15 protein-coding genes are annotated in these 16,883 nt (G+C 71.3%); 5 read left to right on the top strand and 10 right to left on the bottom strand.

Features of this window, described 5'->3' with window-relative positions; all coding sequences use genetic code 11:
• The first annotated feature begins 5 nt into the window (after positions 1–5).
• Positions 6–1,043: a radical SAM protein gene (locus tag Mam01_RS30450; RefSeq protein ID WP_204288647.1), complete on the top strand. Its 1,038-nt coding sequence runs from the start codon at positions 6–8 to the stop codon at positions 1,041–1,043.
• 23 nt (positions 1,044–1,066) lie between these two features.
• Here Mam01_RS30450 and Mam01_RS30445 read toward each other — a convergent pair whose 3' ends face one another.
• From Mam01_RS30445 to Mam01_RS30420, 6 genes are all read right to left on the bottom strand, one after another.
• On the bottom strand, positions 1,067–2,410 hold the full coding sequence (locus Mam01_RS30445; RefSeq protein WP_204288646.1) for a formimidoylglutamate deiminase: 1,344 nt from the start codon (positions 2,408–2,410) through the stop codon (positions 1,067–1,069).
• Positions 2,411–2,474: 64 nt separating this feature from the next.
• Positions 2,475–3,161, bottom strand: coding sequence for an SDR family oxidoreductase (locus tag Mam01_RS30440; protein WP_204288645.1), 687 nt, complete (start codon positions 3,159–3,161; stop codon positions 2,475–2,477).
• Positions 3,162–3,468: 307 nt separating this feature from the next.
• The gene (locus tag Mam01_RS30435; protein WP_239101744.1) at positions 3,469–5,265 is read right to left on the bottom strand and encodes an ABC transporter ATP-binding protein; all 1,797 of its coding nucleotides are present in this window, start codon (positions 5,263–5,265) and stop codon (positions 3,469–3,471) included.
• 143 nt (positions 5,266–5,408) lie between these two features.
• Positions 5,409–5,570 carry a hypothetical protein gene (locus tag Mam01_RS30430; RefSeq protein ID WP_204288644.1) on the bottom strand — a complete coding sequence of 54 codons (162 nt, stop codon included), beginning with the start codon at positions 5,568–5,570 and terminating at the stop codon, positions 5,409–5,411.
• A 113-nt stretch (positions 5,571–5,683) separates the two neighbouring features.
• Positions 5,684–6,565: an efflux RND transporter permease subunit gene (locus Mam01_RS30425; protein ID WP_239101743.1), complete on the bottom strand. Its 882-nt coding sequence runs from the start codon at positions 6,563–6,565 to the stop codon at positions 5,684–5,686.
• A 60-nt stretch (positions 6,566–6,625) separates the two neighbouring features.
• Complete coding sequence (locus Mam01_RS30420) at positions 6,626–7,369, bottom strand: FadR/GntR family transcriptional regulator (RefSeq protein WP_239101742.1); 744 nt, start codon at positions 7,367–7,369, stop codon at positions 6,626–6,628.
• Positions 7,370–7,596: 227 nt separating this feature from the next.
• Here Mam01_RS30420 and Mam01_RS30415 point away from each other — a divergent pair, with 227 nt between their 5' ends.
• The 4 genes from Mam01_RS30415 to Mam01_RS30400 are packed head-to-tail and all read left to right on the top strand — an operon-like array spanning position 7,597 to position 11,797.
• Entirely contained in the window at positions 7,597–8,943 is a 1,347-nt protein-coding gene (locus Mam01_RS30415) for a glutamine synthetase family protein (protein WP_204288643.1), read from the top strand.
• Complete coding sequence (locus Mam01_RS30410; protein WP_425563132.1) at positions 8,910–10,295, top strand: aldehyde dehydrogenase family protein; 1,386 nt, start codon at positions 8,910–8,912, stop codon at positions 10,293–10,295. Before Mam01_RS30415 ends, Mam01_RS30410 begins: the two co-directional genes overlap by 34 nt.
• Before the next feature lie 4 nt (positions 10,296–10,299).
• Positions 10,300–11,064: a 3-oxoacyl-ACP reductase gene (locus Mam01_RS30405; protein ID WP_204288641.1), complete on the top strand. Its 765-nt coding sequence runs from the start codon at positions 10,300–10,302 to the stop codon at positions 11,062–11,064.
• Positions 11,065–11,101: 37 nt separating this feature from the next.
• The gene (locus Mam01_RS30400; protein ID WP_204288640.1) at positions 11,102–11,797 is read left to right on the top strand and encodes a gamma-glutamyl-gamma-aminobutyrate hydrolase family protein; all 696 of its coding nucleotides are present in this window, start codon (positions 11,102–11,104) and stop codon (positions 11,795–11,797) included.
• A 14-nt stretch (positions 11,798–11,811) separates the two neighbouring features.
• On the opposite strand, the gene Mam01_RS30395 is transcribed toward Mam01_RS30400, so the two are convergent.
• From Mam01_RS30395 to Mam01_RS30385, 4 genes are all read right to left on the bottom strand, one after another.
• Positions 11,812–12,366: a hypothetical protein gene (locus Mam01_RS30395; RefSeq protein ID WP_204288639.1), complete on the bottom strand. Its 555-nt coding sequence runs from the start codon at positions 12,364–12,366 to the stop codon at positions 11,812–11,814.
• An 81-nt stretch (positions 12,367–12,447) separates the two neighbouring features.
• Positions 12,448–12,966, bottom strand: a complete 519-nt coding sequence (locus tag Mam01_RS30390; RefSeq protein WP_204288638.1) for a hypothetical protein — start codon at positions 12,964–12,966, stop codon at positions 12,448–12,450.
• Between the two features lie 96 nt (positions 12,967–13,062).
• The gene (locus Mam01_RS37455; protein ID WP_275409109.1) at positions 13,063–13,197 is read right to left on the bottom strand and encodes a hypothetical protein; all 135 of its coding nucleotides are present in this window, start codon (positions 13,195–13,197) and stop codon (positions 13,063–13,065) included.
• A 136-nt stretch (positions 13,198–13,333) separates the two neighbouring features.
• Positions 13,334–16,883: RHS repeat domain-containing protein (locus tag Mam01_RS30385; protein WP_204288637.1), on the bottom strand; the 3,550-nt coding region annotated here is incomplete at its 5' end.

Raw genomic sequence — 16,883 nt, 5'->3', positions numbered from 1 at the left:
TGCACATGCGACACCCCGGACCTACCGACATCATCTGGGACATCACGTACGCGTGCCCCCTGCGCTGCACCCACTGCTATTCGGAGTCGGGCAGGCGGCCCGCCCGGCAGTTGGGCCACGAGGACATGCTCAGGGTGGCCGACGCGATCGTCTCCCTGGGCCCGCGGGCGGTCGAGTTCGCGGGTGGCGAGCCCCTGCTCGTCAGGGACGTTCACGAGGTGGCCGAGCGCATCTCCCGGGCCGGTGTCGAGGTCAATCTCTACACCAGCGGGTGGACGCTGACACCGGCGGCGGCCGAGGAGGCGGCCCGGGTGTTCACGAGGATCACGGTGAGCGTCGACGGAGCCGACGCCGCCACCCACGACCGGATCAGGGGCAGGGCCGGCTCCTTCGACCGCGCGATGAACGCGCTGGCCCTCCTCGACGACGTCTCGCGCCGCCGGACGGCCCGCGGCGACGCCCCCGTGATGTTCGGAGTCGACTGCGCGGTGATGCGCGGCAACTTCGACCAGATGGGCGACCTCTGCACGACCGTCACCTCCCGGTTCGAGCGGATCCGGTTCCTCACGTTCGGGGCCGCGATACCGTCGGGGCTGGCCAGCAGGCCCGGCTTCGGCGACCTGGAGCTCCTCACCGGCGAGCAGGTCCGGACGCTCACCAGCCCCGAGCACCACGACACGCTGCGGGCCCGGGTTCCCTCCTCGGTCGTGGTGAACACCAACGACAACGCGATGCTGCTGATGCGGCCCGAACTCGTGGAGCGCTACGGGTTCCCCCTGCTGCAGATCGAGCCCGACGGAGAGGTGCGCGCCATGCCCATCTACGAGGGCACCGTCGGCAGCCTGCTGAGCGAGGATCCGGCGGTGCTGTGGGCACGCGCGGTCGCGCGGTGGAGCGACCCCTTCGTCGTCGAGACCCTTTCCGCGGTGCGCACCTGGGCGGACTGGGCGGAGGCGACCCGCCGCATCGACTACCGCTTCGGATCCGACGCGGTCAGGCGGCGCATCGACCGGCGGCCCGACTACCAGGCCACGCCCGTCTGACGTCCGCCGGCCGTACCGCCGGATCAGGGGATCAGCGGGGCGAGCGCCTCTCGGAGCAGCGCGCCCGCGTCGCCGAGGACGTGCCGTCCGTCCGTCACGACGCGCCGCCCGCCGGACACCACCGAGTGCACGTCGGCGGCCGTCGCGGCGAAGATCACCGAGGCGACCGCCGACGCCCGCGTCGCCCCCGCCGTCCGGACCGAGTCGAGCCGTACGGAGACGAGGTCGGCCCACGCGCCCGGCACCAGGCACCCCGCGTCGGGGAAGCCCAGGGACGCCTGCCCGGCGGCGGTGGCGGCGTGCAGGAGGTCGGCGGCCGGCCAGTGGCCGCGCTCCCCCGTGACCAGCCGCTCGTCCAGCTCGACCGCCCGGGCCTCCTCGAACAGGTCGATGACCGCCTGGCTGTCGCTGCCCAGCGTGACGGGCGAGCCGGCGTCCAGGAGCCGGCGGGCGGGGCCGACGCCGTCGGCGAGGTCCCGCTCGGTGGTGGGACACATGCACACGTGGCTGGTCGACCCGCCCAGCAGCGCCACGTCCACGTCGGACAGGTGGGTGGCGTGCACCGCCGTCGAGCGCGGCCCGAGCGCGCCGTGGTCGTGCAGCACCTGCACGGGCGTCGCGGCGTACGCCTCCACGCACGCCTCGTTCTCGGCCCGCTGCTCGGACACGTGGGCGTGCAGCGGGCCGGTGTGCCGGTGGGCGAAGTCGACGACGACGTGCATCTGCTCGGGGGGCACCGCTCGCACGGAGTGGATGGCCGCGCCGATCTCCACGTCCCGCGCGCCCTCGTGGGCCCGCGCCAGCGCGTCGGCCCTGGCCGCCCAGCGCTCGGCGTCCCCGTCGCCGAACCGCACCTGGGGGCCGGCGAGGGCGTCGCCGATGCCGCCGGTCAGGTAGCAGGTGTCCAGCAGGGCGATGCGCAGCCCGGCCCGCCTGGCCGCCTCGACCAGCGCCTCGCCCATCGCGTTCGGGTCCGCGTACGGCGTGCCCCCGGGCCCGTGGTGCAGGTAGTGGAACTCGGCCACGGCGGTGATCCCGGCGAGCGCCATCTCCGCGTACGTCGCGGTGGCCAGCGCGAGGTAGCGGTCCGGGTCGAGCGTCTCGGCGACCGCGTACATCCGCTCCCGCCAGCTCCAGAAGTCGCCCCGGCCCGTCTGGGTGTGGCCGCGCAGCGCGCGGTGGAAGGCGTGCGAGTGGCAGTTGGCCAGGCCGGGCAGGGTCAGCCCGGCCAGCCGCTCGGCTCCCGGCGGAGGCGGCACGCCCGGCCGGACGTCCCCGATGCGGGAGCCCTCGATCGCCACCGCGACGCTCTCCACGACCTCGCCGGGCGGCAGCCACGCCATCTCGCACCAGTAAGTCACGTGCACCGGTCCTCCAGGTGGGCGGCAAGACGGGTGGCGTGGCGGGCGCCACGGCCGGTCCGACGGGCCGTCAGCGGGTGGGCCCCGCCGCCGGCCGCACGGTGATCTCGGTGACGTGCGCGTCCGGGGTCGCCGTCACGGCGGCCAGCACGGCGCGCGCCACCGACTCCGCCTCCAGATACCTTCCCGGCTCGTACGGCTCACCCTCCTGCTCGCGCACGTCCCTTTGCATGTCCGTGCCCACCCGCCCGGGGAAGATCGAGGTGACCCGTACGCCGTTCGGCTGCTCCTCCTCGCGCAGCACGTCGCCGTAGGCGCGGAGGGCGAACTTGCTGGCGGCGTAGGAGCCCCAGTTGGGGTTGGCCCGCTGCCCCGCGCCGGAGTTGATCAGCACGACGTGCCCCCGGGCCGCCCGGAGGGCGGGCAGCAGCAGCCGGGTCAGCTCGGCGACCGCGACGACGTTGACGTCCAGCGTCCGGCGCCACACCTCGGCCGGGGTGTCGGCGAGGTGGCCGAGCCTGGCGATCCCCGCGCTGTGCACCAGCAGGTCGAGCCGTTCGATCCCCTCCACCTCGGCGGGGGTCAGGTCGGTGAGCTCCACCGCCCAGGGACGGGACCCGGGCAGCTCGTGGCAGAGCGCGTCGAGCGCCGTGCCGTCCCGGCCGCCGAGCAGCAGGTCGTGCGTGGGGGCGAGGGCGCGGGCGATCGCCGCGCCGATACCGCGCGAGGCGCCGGTGATCAAAGCCGTGGGTCGCATGGAGCACTACCTTAGGTCGCCACGTCAGTCACCGCCGTCCCGCCCCGCGCACGCCGGCCGGCGTCTGTGTGGACGGCGCTGGAACGCGGCGGGGCGCCCCGGCCCACTGACCGGAGCGCCCCGCCTCCGGCCCGGCCACCGGGCGCGCCCGCACGCGCGTTGCCCCCGGCGTCCGGGTCGGTGGTGAAGGAGAGGTAACGCACCTCCTGCCTTCCCGGCTCCCGGTCGAAAGAAGCTGTGGTCAGGTGTAAGGGCTGCTCACGGTTCCCCATCGCCGACCCGACTCGCCCGCCCTCCGGTCGTCCGGTCAGGTCGCGACGAGGAACTGCGTGGCGGCGAGCTCCCGGTAGAGCGCGTCGGCCGCGACGAGCTCGTCGTGGGTGCCCCAGGCCCGCACGCGCCCGGCCTCCATCACCACGATCCGGTCGGCCCCGGTCACGGTGGACAGGCGGTGGGCGATCACCAGGACCGTCGTCTCCCGCGCCACCTCCGCCACGACCTCCCGCAGGCGCAGCTCGTTGACGGCGTCGAGCTGGGACGTCGCCTCGTCGAGCAGCAGCAGCCTCGGCCGGCGCAGCAGCGCCCTGGCGATGGCCACCCGCTGCCGCTCCCCTCCCGACAGCAGGACGCCGCGGTGCCCGACCGGCGTCTCCAACCCTTCGGGCAGCCGCTCGACCAGGTCGTCGAGGCGGGTGCGGGCCAGTGCGCGGGCGATCTCCTCGCCGGTCGCCTCCGGCGCGCCGAAGACCAGGTTCTCCCGCAGCGTCCCGGCGAGCACGGGGGCGTCCTGCTCGACGTACCCGAGCATGGACCGCAGCTCGCCGAGCGGCCAGTCGCGGATGTCGCGCCCGCCGATCGCGATGGCGCCCTCGTCCGCCTCGTAGAACCGCTCGATCAGGCCGAACACCGTCGACTTGCCCGCGCCGGAAGGGCCGACCAGCGCGGTCATGCCGCCCGCGGGCACCTCGAAGGTCACGCCGTGGTGCACGATCGGCCGGTCCTCGTCGTACCGGAAGACGACGTCGGTGAACGTCACCCCGACGGGGTCGCCGCCCGCCTGGGTGGGCATGGGCGCGGGCGCGGCGACCGGTTCGGCGGGCAGCAGGGCGATCTCCTGGATGCGGGTGACCGCGGCCAGGCCGTTCTGCATCTGGGTGAGGCTCTGGATGACCTGCCCGATCGGGGAGACCAGGTAGAACAGGTACATGAGGAACGCGATCAGGGCGGAGATCTCCATCTCCCCCGACGCGACCCGCGCGCCGCCGACCCCCAGCACAGCGAGGAACGCGAGCTGGATCGACGTCCACGCGCCGACCCCGGCCAGCGACGTCCATCCGGCGGCGGCCACCCCGCGGTCGCGCGCCTCGGTGGCCGCGGCGGTCACCACCGCGGTCTCGCGGATCTCCGCGCCGCTGGCCTTGACCGTACGGAACGCCTGAAGCGCCCGGTCGAGCATCGAGCCCATCTCGCCCAGCGCCTCCTGGGCCCGCAGCGAGGCCCGCCGGATGCGCGGGGCGATCACCACGCCCATGACCGCGACCAGGGCGACGACGGCCAGGGTGACCCCGAGCAGCAGGCCGTCCATGACCGCCATCATCACGGCCGCTCCGAGGAACGTGAACGCGCCTCCGACCAGCGACGCCAGCGCGTCCGTGCAGACGGCCCGCAGCAGGGTGGTGTCGGAGCCGACGCGGGACAGCAGGTCGCCGGGGCTGAGCCGGTCCACCTCGGGGACCCTGAGCCGCAGGATGCGGTCCACCAGCGTCCGGCGCGAGGCGAGCACGATGGTCTCGCCCATGCGTTCGAGCAGGAAGCGCCCCGCCGCCGCGACCAGCGCGCCGGCCATGACCGCGGCCGAGAGGCCGAGCACCGGCCCGGTCGTCGTGCCGCCCGCGCCGAACGCGTCGATCACCTGCTTGGCCATCAGCGGCATCGCGAGCCCGGCGAGGCTGCCGGCGAGGCTGAGCAGGCCGCCCAGCAGAAGCGTCCGCCGATGAGGACGGACCTGGTCGAGCAGCACCCGCCAGGCGGCCCGGTCCCCCAGGGACGCCTTGCGCTGCCGGGCGGGTGAACCGTCGCCGGGGTCGTCGCCGTCCGTCGCCACCGCAACCCCCTCCGCGAGAGCCCACTCTGCGATCTTCTGTGGACCCTAACGCAGCGGAAAAGCCGGTGCGCGCGGGGATTTCGCCCCTCTGGGCGACGGCTCCGACCGGCCGGCGACCTCGGGCGACAGCGGCGGGCGACCCCTCAGCCTCGTACGCCGTACAGCAGCCGGAGGTCCCTGATGGTGTCCATGATCTCGTACCACGTGAGGCACAGGGAGGCCTCGGCCTCCTCGGTGCGCGCCTCGGCCGCCATCAGGCGGTCGCCGGTGAGGAACGCCGCCTCCTGTTTGAGTTGCGCCGCCATTTTCCGGAACACGAATCGCCCGCGAGACTCCATGCCGACCCTCCCGCCCCCCGACAGCATTTACCTAGGGTGAAATACCCACATAATCGGGCGAAATTCTTTTCGTCGAAGGCTCAGCGGGCGCGGGGGCGTCCCGACCGCCAGTGCCGCCCGGCCCGCTCGGCGCCCCGCTCCGCGCCCCGCCGGGGACGCGGGGCCATCGCCCGCCGCCGGTGACGCCGTACGGGCGACGCGGGCGACGCGGGCGCGGGCAGGTCGTGACGGCCGGAGACGAACTCCTGCACGGCGATCTTCACCCGGATGACCGGCCTGCGCCAGCGCTCCTCGCGATGGACCGCCTTGGCCATGAGGCGGGGCCGGGGCCGCCGCGCCCGCTCCGAGTAGAACCAGCGGGCCCACGGCGAGCCGGGGCGGGCCACCCGCACCGCTCCCACGTACAGCGACGGCGGCACGAACAGTCCCAGCAGGCCGCTCCAGATCTTCCCCTTGAGCAGGGTGATCACGGCGAAGACGAGGTTGACCACGAGGAAGGCGGGGGCGGTCCAGTCGCCGGCGGTGGTGCCGCCGTCCCAGCCGAGCGGGTGCAGCCCGAACAGGAGCAGTCCGGTGGCCGCGATCGCCACGAAGACCGCGTCGACCGAGGTGCGGCCCTCCTCCTGCCAGTAGACGTCGCGCAGGTGCAGGATCAGCGCGAACTCGTCGAGCACGAGGGCCGCGCCCACGCCGAAGACGGCCGAACTGAACGAGTACCACCCCTGGGAGACGCCCGACAGGACCAGCCCGGCCACCCCGCCGAGCAGGGTGAGCACCACCCCGAAGACGACGTGGTGGATGTGCATCTCGCCGACGCTGACGTTGCCGAACCACCGCGTCCGGGCCCTGATCAGCCGCACGTTCACCCGCGTGCAGAGGAACGCCGTGATCAGCGCCACGAAGAAGCAGAACAACGGCAGGCGGTGCGCGTCGACGACGCGTTCGCGAAACCAGTCGGCCATACAGATATCAGTCCCCTGGTCTCCGATGCTACGGCTCACCTCGGAGTGGTCAGGCAACGGTCATGCGAGGAAGCCGCGCAGCAGCGCGGCCGTCCCCTCCAGGTGCTCGGCCACCGCCCGGCCCGCCGCCTCGGGGTCGCCGTCCAGGATCGCGGCGGCGATGGCGGCGTGCTGCACCGCCGCGTGCTCGATGTTGGGACCCAGCACCGGGATCGCGTTGAGCAGGTCGGTGACCCGCAGCCGGGCGTCCGCGCACGCGGCGGCCAGCAGCGGTGAGCCGGTCAGCTCCGCGATGGCGAGGTGGAAGGCGATGTCCCTGCGGCGGTAGTCGGCCGGGGCGGCGTCGTTCACCTCGGCCAGCCGGGCCTTCAGCGTCTCCCGCTGACCCGGGGTCAGCTCGGTCGTCGCGAGGACCCGGGCCGCCCCGCACTCCACGGCCATCCGGAACGTCAGGGCGTCTTCGAGCTCGTCCTCACCCATCCGGGTGAGCGCTCTGCGCAGGTCGCCCTTGCGCGGGCTCGGCGGGCGGTAGACGACGAACGCGCCGCCGTACCTGCCCCGCCGTACGTCGAGGTAGCCGGCTTCCTGCAGGGCGCGGATCGCCTCGCGCAGGGTGACCCGGCTGATGCCGAGCCGGGCCGCGAGCTCCCGCTCGGGCGGCAGTTTCTCCCCGTGCGCGACGACTCCCAGCTTGACGGCCTGGAGCAGGCGCTCGACCGTCTCCTCGAACGCGTTGCCCGCCCGCACCGGCCGCAGCAGCGACATGGGCGCGGGAGCGGGCGCCCGCGCCGGGGTGCTGTCCATGCCTCGCCGTCCCTCCGCCCCTTCGCAGCCCAAGCACCGCGTGTGCCGGCACGTCCCGCCACGCCCTCGTACGTCCCAGGTGACCAGCGGCGGGGCCGCCGGGTCCGTCGCGCGGCGGCGCCCCGCTACGCGATGGAGGTTCGTCCCGGGTGTTGTTGACGACGAGGGGAGCAGGGTGCTTGCATGCCTTCAATGGTCTGATTCTAGACAATTGGACGGGAGGCGTCGTGCTCGGCGTGGAACGACTTCGCGACGATGTCGAGGCGGGCCGGGTCGACACGGTCCTGCTCGCCGTCACCGACATGCAGGGACGGCTGCAGGGCAAGCGGCTGTCGGCGCGGTACTTCCTGGAGGAGGTGCTGGACCACGCCGCGGAGGGCTGCAACTACCTGCTCGCCGTGGACGTCGACATGAACACCGTGAACGGCTACGCCATGTCGTCCTGGGAGCGCGGTTACGGCGACTTCGTGATGCGGCCCGACCTGTCGACGCTGCGCCGGGTGCCCTGGCACGAGGGCACCGTGCTGCTGCTGGCCGACCTGGTGTGGGAGGACGGCTCGGACGTCGTGGCCTCTCCCCGGCAGATCCTGCGCCGCCAGCTCGCCCGGCTCGCCGAGCGCGGCTGGACCGCCCAGGTCGGCACCGAGCTGGAGTTCGTCGTCTACGACGACAGCTACGAGCAGGCGTGGCAGCGGGGCTACCGCGATCTCACCCCGGCCAACCTCTACAACGTCGACTACTCGCTGCTCGGCACCTCGCGCATCGAGCCGCTGCTGCGGAAGATCAGGCTCGGCATGGAGGGCGCCGGGCTGTACGTCGAGTCCGCCAAGGGCGAGTGCAACCTGGGCCAGCACGAGATCGCCTTCCGTTACGCCGATGCGCTGACCACCTGCGACAACCACGTGTTCTACAAGAACGGCGCCAAGGAGATCGCCGCCCAGGAGGGCCGGTCGATCACCTTCATGGCCAAGCCGAACCAGCGCGAGGGCAACTCCTGCCACATCCACCTCTCGCTGCGGGACGCCGACGGCGGGCCGGTCATGGCGGGCGACGGGCCGTACGGGCTGTCGGAGACCGGGCGGCGGTTCGTGGCCGGTCAGCTCGCGGGGTTGCGCGAGCTCACGCTCTCCTACGCTCCCAACATCAATTCCTACAAGCGCTTCGTGCCCGGCAGCTTCGCGCCCACGGCCGTGAAGTGGGGGGTGGACAACCGCACCTGCTCGATGCGGCTGGTCGGCCACGGGTCCTCGTTGCGGGTGGAGAACCGGGTGCCGGGCGGCGACGTGAACCCGTACCTCGCGGTCGCGGCCATGATCGCGGCCGGGTTGCGCGGCGTGGACGCGGAGCTCGATCTGGAGGAGCCGTTCGGCGGGAACGCCTACGACTCCCCGGCCGAGCGGGTGCCGGCCACGCTCCGCGACGCCCTGGCCCTGTGGGAGGGATCGAGCATCGCCGAGGAGGCGTTCGGCAAGGACGTGGTCGACCACTACGCCAACAACGCGAGGGTCGAACTGGCCGCCTTCGACGCGGCGGTCACCGACTGGGAGCTCTATCGGGGGTTCGAACGGCTGTGAAGATAGTCAATCCGGCGACCGAGGAAGTGATCGCCGAGGTCGAGATGGCGGACGCCGCCGAGGTGGACCGCGCCGTCGAGCGGGCCGTACGGGCCTTCCCCGCCTGGCGGGCGGTCGCGCCCGGCGACCGGGCCCGGCTGCTGCGCCGCTTCGCGCGGCTCGTGGAGGAGCACGCGGAGGAGCTGGCGCGGCTGGAGATCACCGGCGCCGGGCACACCGCGGGCAACGCGCGCTGGGAGGCGGGCAACGTCCGCGACGTGCTCGACTTCTACGCGGGCGCGCCCGAGCGCGACCACGGCAGGCAGATCCCGGTGGCGGGCGGGGTGGACGTCACCTTCGCCGAGCCGCTGGGCGTGGTCGGGATCATCGTGCCGTGGAACTTCCCGATGGTCATCATGACCTGGGGGGTCGCCCCGGCCCTGGCCGCCGGCAACACGGTGATCGTGAAGCCCGCCGAGTGGACGCCGCTGACCGCGCTGCGGCTGGCCGAGCTCGCCCTGGAGGCCGGGCTGCCGGAGGGAGTGCTCCAGGTCGTCCCCGGCGAGGGGGAGGTCGCGGGAGCCCGCCTCGTCGAGCACCCGGACGTACGGAAGATCGTGTTCACCGGCTCGACCGAGGTCGGGAAGCTGATCGCCGCGAAGGCCGCCGAGCAGGTCAAGCGGGTCACACTGGAGCTGGGCGGCAAGAGCGCCAACATCGTCTTCGCCGACTCCGACCTGGAAAAGGCGGCCGCCTCGGCCCCGATGGCGGTCTTCGACAACTCCGGCCAGGACTGCTGCGCCCGCTCGCGCATCCTGGTGGAGCGTTCCGTCCACGACGACTTCCTCGCGCGGCTCACCGAGGCCGTACGCGAGGTGAAGGTCGGGGACCCGAACGACCCGGCGTCGCAGATGGGCCCGCTGATCAGCGCCGAGCACCGGGAGCGGGTCGCCTCGTTCGTCACCGAGGCGGACGTGTACGCGCGGGGGTCGTGCCCGACCGGGCCGGGCTACTGGTTCCCGCCGACGGTGCTCGCCGGGTCGTCCTCGGAGTCCTTTCGGAGGGCGTTCACCGAGGAGATCTTCGGGCCGGTGGTCGCCGTCGTGCCGTTCGAGGACGAGGCCGACGCGGTGCGGATCGCCAACGACACGGCGTACGGCCTGTCGGGGTCGATCTGGACCCGCGACGTCGGCCGGGCGCTGCGCGTGGCACGGGCCGTCGAGGCGGGCAACCTGTCGGTCAACTCGCACTCCAGCGTCCGCTACTGGACCCCCTTCGGCGGCTTCAAGCAGTCGGGCCTGGGCCGTGAGCTCGGCCCCGACGCACTGTCCGCCTTCACCGAGACCAAGAACGTCTTCATCTCCACGGAGTAGATCAATGCAGCGTTTGCAGGACCGCGTCGCCGTCATCACCGGGGCGGGCAGCGGCATCGGGCTGGCCACGGCCCGCCGGTTCGCCGAGGAGGGCGCGAAGGTCGTGGTCGCCGACCTCGACGAGACGGCCGGGGCCAAGGCCGCCGACGAGGTGGGCGGCCTGTTCGTCCGCGTGGACGTGGCGAACGAGGACGACGTGGCCCGGATGTACCGGACCGCGTCCGAGGAGTTCGGCAGCGTGGACATCGCGTTCAACAACGCGGGCATCTCCCCGCCCGACGACGACTCGATCCTGGAGACCGGGATCGACGCGTGGCGCCGGGTGCAGGAGGTCAACCTCACCAGCGTGTACCTGTGCTGCAAGCACGTCATTCCGTACATGCGGCGGCAGGGCAAGGGGTCGATCATCAACACCGCGTCGTTCGTCGCGGTGATGGGCTCGGCCACCTCGCAGATCTCCTACACCGCGTCCAAGGGCGGGGTGCTCGCGATGAGCCGGGAACTGGGCGTCCAGTTCGCCCGCGAGGGCATCCGGGTGAACGCGCTGTGCCCCGGACCGGTGGACACCCCGCTGCTGCGGGAACTGTTCGCCAAGGACCCCGAGCGCGCGCAGCGCCGCCTGGTCCACGTGCCGATCGGCCGCTTCGCCCGGGCCGAGGAGATCGCCGCGGCGGTCGCGTTCCTCGCCTCCGACGACGCGTCGTTCATCACCGCCTCGGAGTTCCTGGTCGACGGCGGCATCTCCGGCGCGTACGTCACCCCGCTGTAGGCGGAAGCGTCCTGTCAGACGAGGGGGGAGGCAGGGCATGTCCCGTCCGGTCATCGGCGTGACCTGCTATGTGGAGCCGGCGCGGTTCACCGTGTGGGACATGCCGGCGGCGCTGCTGCCGTACATGTACGTCGACCACGTCGTGCGGGCGGGCGGGCAGCCGGTCATCCTGCCGCCCGCCGGGGAGCCCGCCGCGCTGGCCGGCCGTCTCGACGGGCTGATCATCGCGGGCGGGGGCGACATCGACCCCGCGCGGTACGGGGCCGCCCCCGCCGAGCAGACCGGCTACATCCGGAAATTTCGTGATGACGCCGAGTTCGGGCTGATGGGCGCCGCGCTGGCGGCCGGGCTGCCGTTCCTGGGCATCTGCCGCGGCCTGCAGGTGCTCAACGTGGCGCTCGGCGGCACCCTCCACCAGCACCTTCCCGCGGTCGTGGACCACACGGGCCACTCCCCCGCCCCTGGAGTCTTCGGCCGCCTCCCCGTACGGCTGTCGCCGTCGCTGGCCAAGGTCTACGGGGACGAGGAGTTGGCCCCGGCGCACTACCACCACCAGGCGATCGACCGCCTGGCCGAGGGCCTGGAGGTCACCGCCCGCTCGGACGACGGCACCATCGAGGCCGTCGAGGTCACCGGCGCGGCGTTCGCCCTCGCCGTCCAGTGGCACCCCGAGGCCGACGAGGACGGCCCCCTCTTCCGCGCTCTCGTCGAGGCCGCCGGAACCCGCTCCTGATCCTCGTGTGGCGGTCAGTCCGTCATCCAGAGGTACCAGTCTCCGCCGAGGTGACGATCCAACTCGTCGAGTTCTCCTCCGTCGTCAGCCCCCTTGGGCAGGTAGGCCATGCCGTACCGCTCCAGGGACAGGAGCGACCCCGACCCGGCGATGGCGAAGCTGACACCGTCCCCCTTCAGCCGCTGGGGAGAGGTGACCGTGAAGAGACCGACCCTCTTTTGTCCCTCACCGGCGGTCCCGGCAACCACCGCGTGCGCGTAGTCGTTCAGGGCTGCTTCGGACAGCGTGAAGCCCACCCACGTGCACGCTCCACTGACGGCCGCCACCAGTGTGACCAGCGCGATGACCGGCGCCAGCGCGACCGTGAAGACCGGACGATGCCGCTTGGTTACCACTACCGCCGTGAGCCAGGTGCAGAACAGCAGAAGCCAGCCGAGCGCGATCGGCTCACGAAGCATCCACCTGACGCCGGGGGTGGCCGCCGCCGTCATGGTCACCATCGACAACAGCGTGGTCGCGACCGGCACCACGATCCATACCGCCCGGACAGTCCACGGAACCGCGCGCATCGAATCCCCTCCCGAAACGGCACCGCGATTGAGAGCCGGCATGGCAGTCATCCGGGGAGACCAAGCTCCGAGGCGGGGCTCTCAGCGCCTGCGGCTGCCTTCTGTTTTGCCTATTCGTGCGACCTCATGAGGTCCGGAACCGCACATCCACACACCGACGCCGTTTCGCATGTCCGGCTTCAAACCGAGTCGATGGCCAGGACACAGTGGCCAGACGTGGAAAAACTCGTCGATGTAGTCCGCTTGAATGTTCACCGCGATCTCTACCAGAGTGTCCTGAAACCCGATCCCGAACACTTCCCACCCGTGCACGACCACTCCCTCCCGAGCGGGTTCACCCATCGAGACGGTGGGGGCGATGTCCCAGGCGACGGCAGCGGGAAAGTCCGAAAGCACCAGCCGAAGAGCACGTTCGGCATGAGCGAACCGCAGGGCGAGCAATCGTCTTCTAAGGTCGTCCCCGAAGAGCAGGCCGTCTTCGGCGTGAATTCTCCGCAGCTCTGCGATGGCCTCCGCACCGAGGCGATCCACCTCGGCATCAAACGCCTCGTCCTCCCGCAGCAGCGAGACCCACTGCGCGAACTGATCGTAGGGATCCAAGTGCTGTCCGTATGCAGAGACTCAATGGACGTCGAACGGCAGGCCTCGCGGGTGCCGCGGCGGGGAGCGTGGATGGCGCCGGTCGCGCGGTGGGCATCACTTCTCCGAGGGCCGGTCACGAAACATGTCAGCTATGATCATCACGCTTGCGATGAGGATACCTGGAATGATTCCGGCCGCCAGACCGCCGGCGACCGTCCCCTGGTTGAGGACAGCCACGACGGTGATCACCAGAACCGTCCCGGTGCCGCACAGTACTGCGAAGGCAACTTCTCGCCCCGTCACCCTACGTCGAGCCATAAGCGACCCTCCTGCGAACGAAGGGGGGCGGCCACACCAGGTGCGGCCACCCCCGAGTTCTATTCAGCTACTTGTTGTTGTTCGCGTGCTGAACACTGTAAATACCCGAAAGGATATAGCCGACCACGGCCGACATGACGATGGAGACCTGCCTGCCCGCCTTCGTGCCGAGCGCCCAACGAATTGCTCGGGTAAGAGCCGAGCCAAGCTTGTTGGCCAACGAGCGTATCTTTCCGATCAGCCACTTTCCCCACTTGGTCCTGAGGAACTTGCTCGCCCCAGGAACAGCGAGAGCTGCCTTGACGACGGAACCTATCAGCTTGCTCCCCAAGTTTCCCCAGGTGAACCCGCCGTCCCAACGCGTCTCCACCCAGTAACTGATACCTGTCGCCGCTGCCACCGCGACGACATGGCAGAGCGCGATTCCAAGGCCAGACGTGGCGCCGCCGCAGGCGGCGAGAACAACCGTTTCGACTATACCGTCGACCGCTCCTACGGCGATGTTGCAGGCAGCGCTCGACCAACTCAACCCGTTGGGGCATCTCCCGTCGAGGTCCCTGCAGTTTATCGGGTCTGAATTGCAGTAATCGTAGGCATTGGCGCTCGCCCCGACCACCGGATCGACCTGAAGGAATCGGCCGGTCGCGGGATTGTAGAGGCGGACTCCCATGAGGACGATGTCGGCGACGGTGTCGCTGGCGCGTTGGGCGCCTCCCAGCCATTCGTAGCGGTCGTTGGTGTTGACCGCGCGGTCAAGGCCGTATTCGGTCTGTTCGGCGTAGTTGTCCACTCCGGTGGCGCTGCTGCTGTCGGCGCAGGTCGCGATCACGTCGCCGTGCAGGTTGGTGAGTTGCAGCGTGAGCGTGCCGCCGCTGGTCTGCGTGGCTTCCAGGCCGGTGAACGCGGTGACGTTGCGGGTCCAGCTGCCGTTGGCCTCGCCGATCCAGGCCGGCGAGTCGCCGCCACCGATGTAGTGGTTGGTCTGGGTGCCGGCCGATGACGTGGTCTGGCGGATGCGGCCGAGCGGGTCGAGGGTGAAGGTCTTGGTCGTGGACGCCTGGGTGAGGGTCCTGACCATGTCGCCCGCGTAGTAGCCGGCCGTGACCGCCGCGCCGTTGGCCGTGGACGAGGCTGGGACGGCGGTCGTACGGCCGAAGGCGTCATAGGAGTACCCCGAATCGGTGATCCGGTCGGCCGAGTCGAAGGTGTGGGTTGCGGTCGTCGGGGTTGTCGAGGTGGAGCAGGAGCCGTCGTCGGCCGCGGGGTAGCTCGCCTGGGAGGTGCGGTTGGTGTCCACGTCGAACCCGTAGGTACGGGTCTCGCACGACAGGTTGTAGGTGTCGGCGACCTTGGTCAGGCGTCCGGCGGTGTCGTAGGTGTAGCGCTGTCGGCTGCCGTTCGGCCCGGTCGTCTCCGCCGTCCGGCCGTCGGCGTCCGGAGTCGCGGTGAATGCCAGCCAGGTCGTGCCCGACTTGGCGTAGGTCAGGCTGGTTTGTTTGCCGGCGCCATCCCACGTGCTGGTGGCGGTCAGACCGTTCGGGTACACCTGCTTGCTGAGGTTGCCGGCGGCGTCGAAGGCAGCCGTGAAGGAGCCGATCGTGGAGACCGCGATTCCCGTCGGCACACCGCGCCGCTCGGTCTTTCCCGCGGCGTCGGTGCCGTCGTAGGTGTAGGTGTAGGTGCCCTTGCCGTCGTTGACCGAGGCCACCCGGCCCGCTGTGTCGAATGTCGTGAGGGCGGTGTTGCCATCCGCGTCCGTGGTCGAGTAGGCCCGGCCCAGGGCGTCGTAGGCGGTCGTAACCGAGACCCCGCCGGCGGTGACCCCGGTCCGCAGACCGGTGGCACTGTCGTAGGCATAGGTCCGGTCCGGCAGCGCGGTGCTGCCGGCGCCGGTCTCCGTCACGCTGGTCTGGCTCGCGCGGCCCGCGGCGTCGACCGTCACCGTCGACGTCCGCGTCGCTGAACCCGATGTCTCCACGGTCTGAGCGGTCTGACCCCAGTAGCCATAGGTGGTGGCGGTGACAGGCAGGGTCCCGCCGCTGGAGGGGCCAGCGGCGGCGGCTTCGCGGCACACGAGCCCGGACCACTGGGGTTTGCCACCGCACGAGGGGTACGTGGAGTTGGCGGCGGCGGTGTAGTAGGTCGTGGTCGCGGTGCCCGCATCCGAGCCCGAGGAGGACGGCATGCGCCGCTCAACCTGCCGGCCTGCATCGTCGTAGCGGACCTTCCGGATGATGTCCGTGCCGCCCGCGACGACGGTCTTCTGGCTGGTCGGTTGGAAGAGGTCCCAGCCGGAGGGGTCGCCGGAGACGATCGGGGCGTAACCGGTCTTCTCGGTGTGGGTGTCGCCCGCCGCGACCACGCCTGCTCCATTGACGACCAGGGGCTTCACCGTCGTCGTGGTCACGAGGTGGTAGTCGGTGTCCGGGTCGGGCTTGCCCTCGTCATAGGTGTAGTCGGTGTGCTGGCGGGCGGACACAAGCGTGCCGTCCGTGAGCATCGCCTGGTGGGCGGGCCCGTAACTGCTGACGACGTCCCCGTCGTCGTTGTAGACCGTGACGTCCGCCAGCAGGTCAGCGCGCTCGGCGGTGCTGGCGCGCCCGGCCACGTACGCGTCCGTCGAGGACGTGGGCGTCAGAGCCTCGATCCGGTTGCCTGCGGACAGCTCCCAGATGGTATTGCCGTTGTCGTCGTACCTAGTCGCCGAGACCTGCCAGGCGCCCGCGCCGTACGTGGCCGTGTTCACGGCGCGGCCGTTGACGTCCATGTACGTCAGCGCCGCGTACGGGTAGTCGGCCGCCACCGGGGCGTAGGACCCGTCGCCGGCCTGCGGGGGCACGCGCCAGGCGGGGAAGACCGCAGTGCCGGTGCGGGGCAGGTCGGTGGTCTGCGACCAGGTCGCGGCGGTGGCGCCGGTGACGTCGACGGGCGAGTTGATCGGCACTCCGTAGGAGACCGCCTGGACGATGTCGGTGGCGCCTGCCTCGCGCTGGACGTCGGCGACCCGGCCCGAGGTGTCGTAGTTCACCCGCCAGGGGTTGAGCCCCGGTGGGGTGATCTGCGAGATCCGGCCGGCGGCGTTGTAGTAGTAGGTGAGGGTCAGGGTGGTGCGGGGGTCCGTCGCCGTGCGCAGGTGGCCGGTGGAGTCGTAAGTGTAGGTGGCGAGGGTGGTGGTCTTCATCGCCGAGGTGGCGGGGTCGTAGGCGGTGTAGGAGATGGACTTGACCAGGCCGGTGTAGTCGCCCCAGCCGCTGGACACGCCGCTCGCCGTGGTGCTTCCCGCGTAGGTGATGTCGAGTGTCTTGCAGCCGGCGACCAGAGTGGTGCAGGTGACCCCGGCGGGAACGGGGGCGAGCATCCGGCTGACCCGTCCGGAGGCGTCGTAGGTGTAGGTGGTGGTGTTCTCGGCGCCCGCCTCGTCGATCGAGCTGACCGCCCATGCGCCGCCGGTGGCGGTGAAGACGGTCTTGGTGCCCGCCGTGTCGGTGTGGGTGAACTGGGTGGCCGAGTCCTTGACGACCTTCGACCCGTCGGATGCGTCGGAGATGCCCTGATAGGTGCCGTCCGGCTGGACGGTGTAGGTCTCGGTTGAGCCGTCGGTGCCAGTGAACAGCACG

The sequence above is a fragment of the Microbispora amethystogenes genome (assembly GCF_016863015.1).
Lineage (GTDB): Bacteria > Actinomycetota > Actinomycetes > Streptosporangiales > Streptosporangiaceae > Microbispora > Microbispora amethystogenes.
The sequence above is the reverse complement of the archived record's forward strand: the minus strand, read 5'-3'. Positions and strand labels throughout refer to the sequence as shown.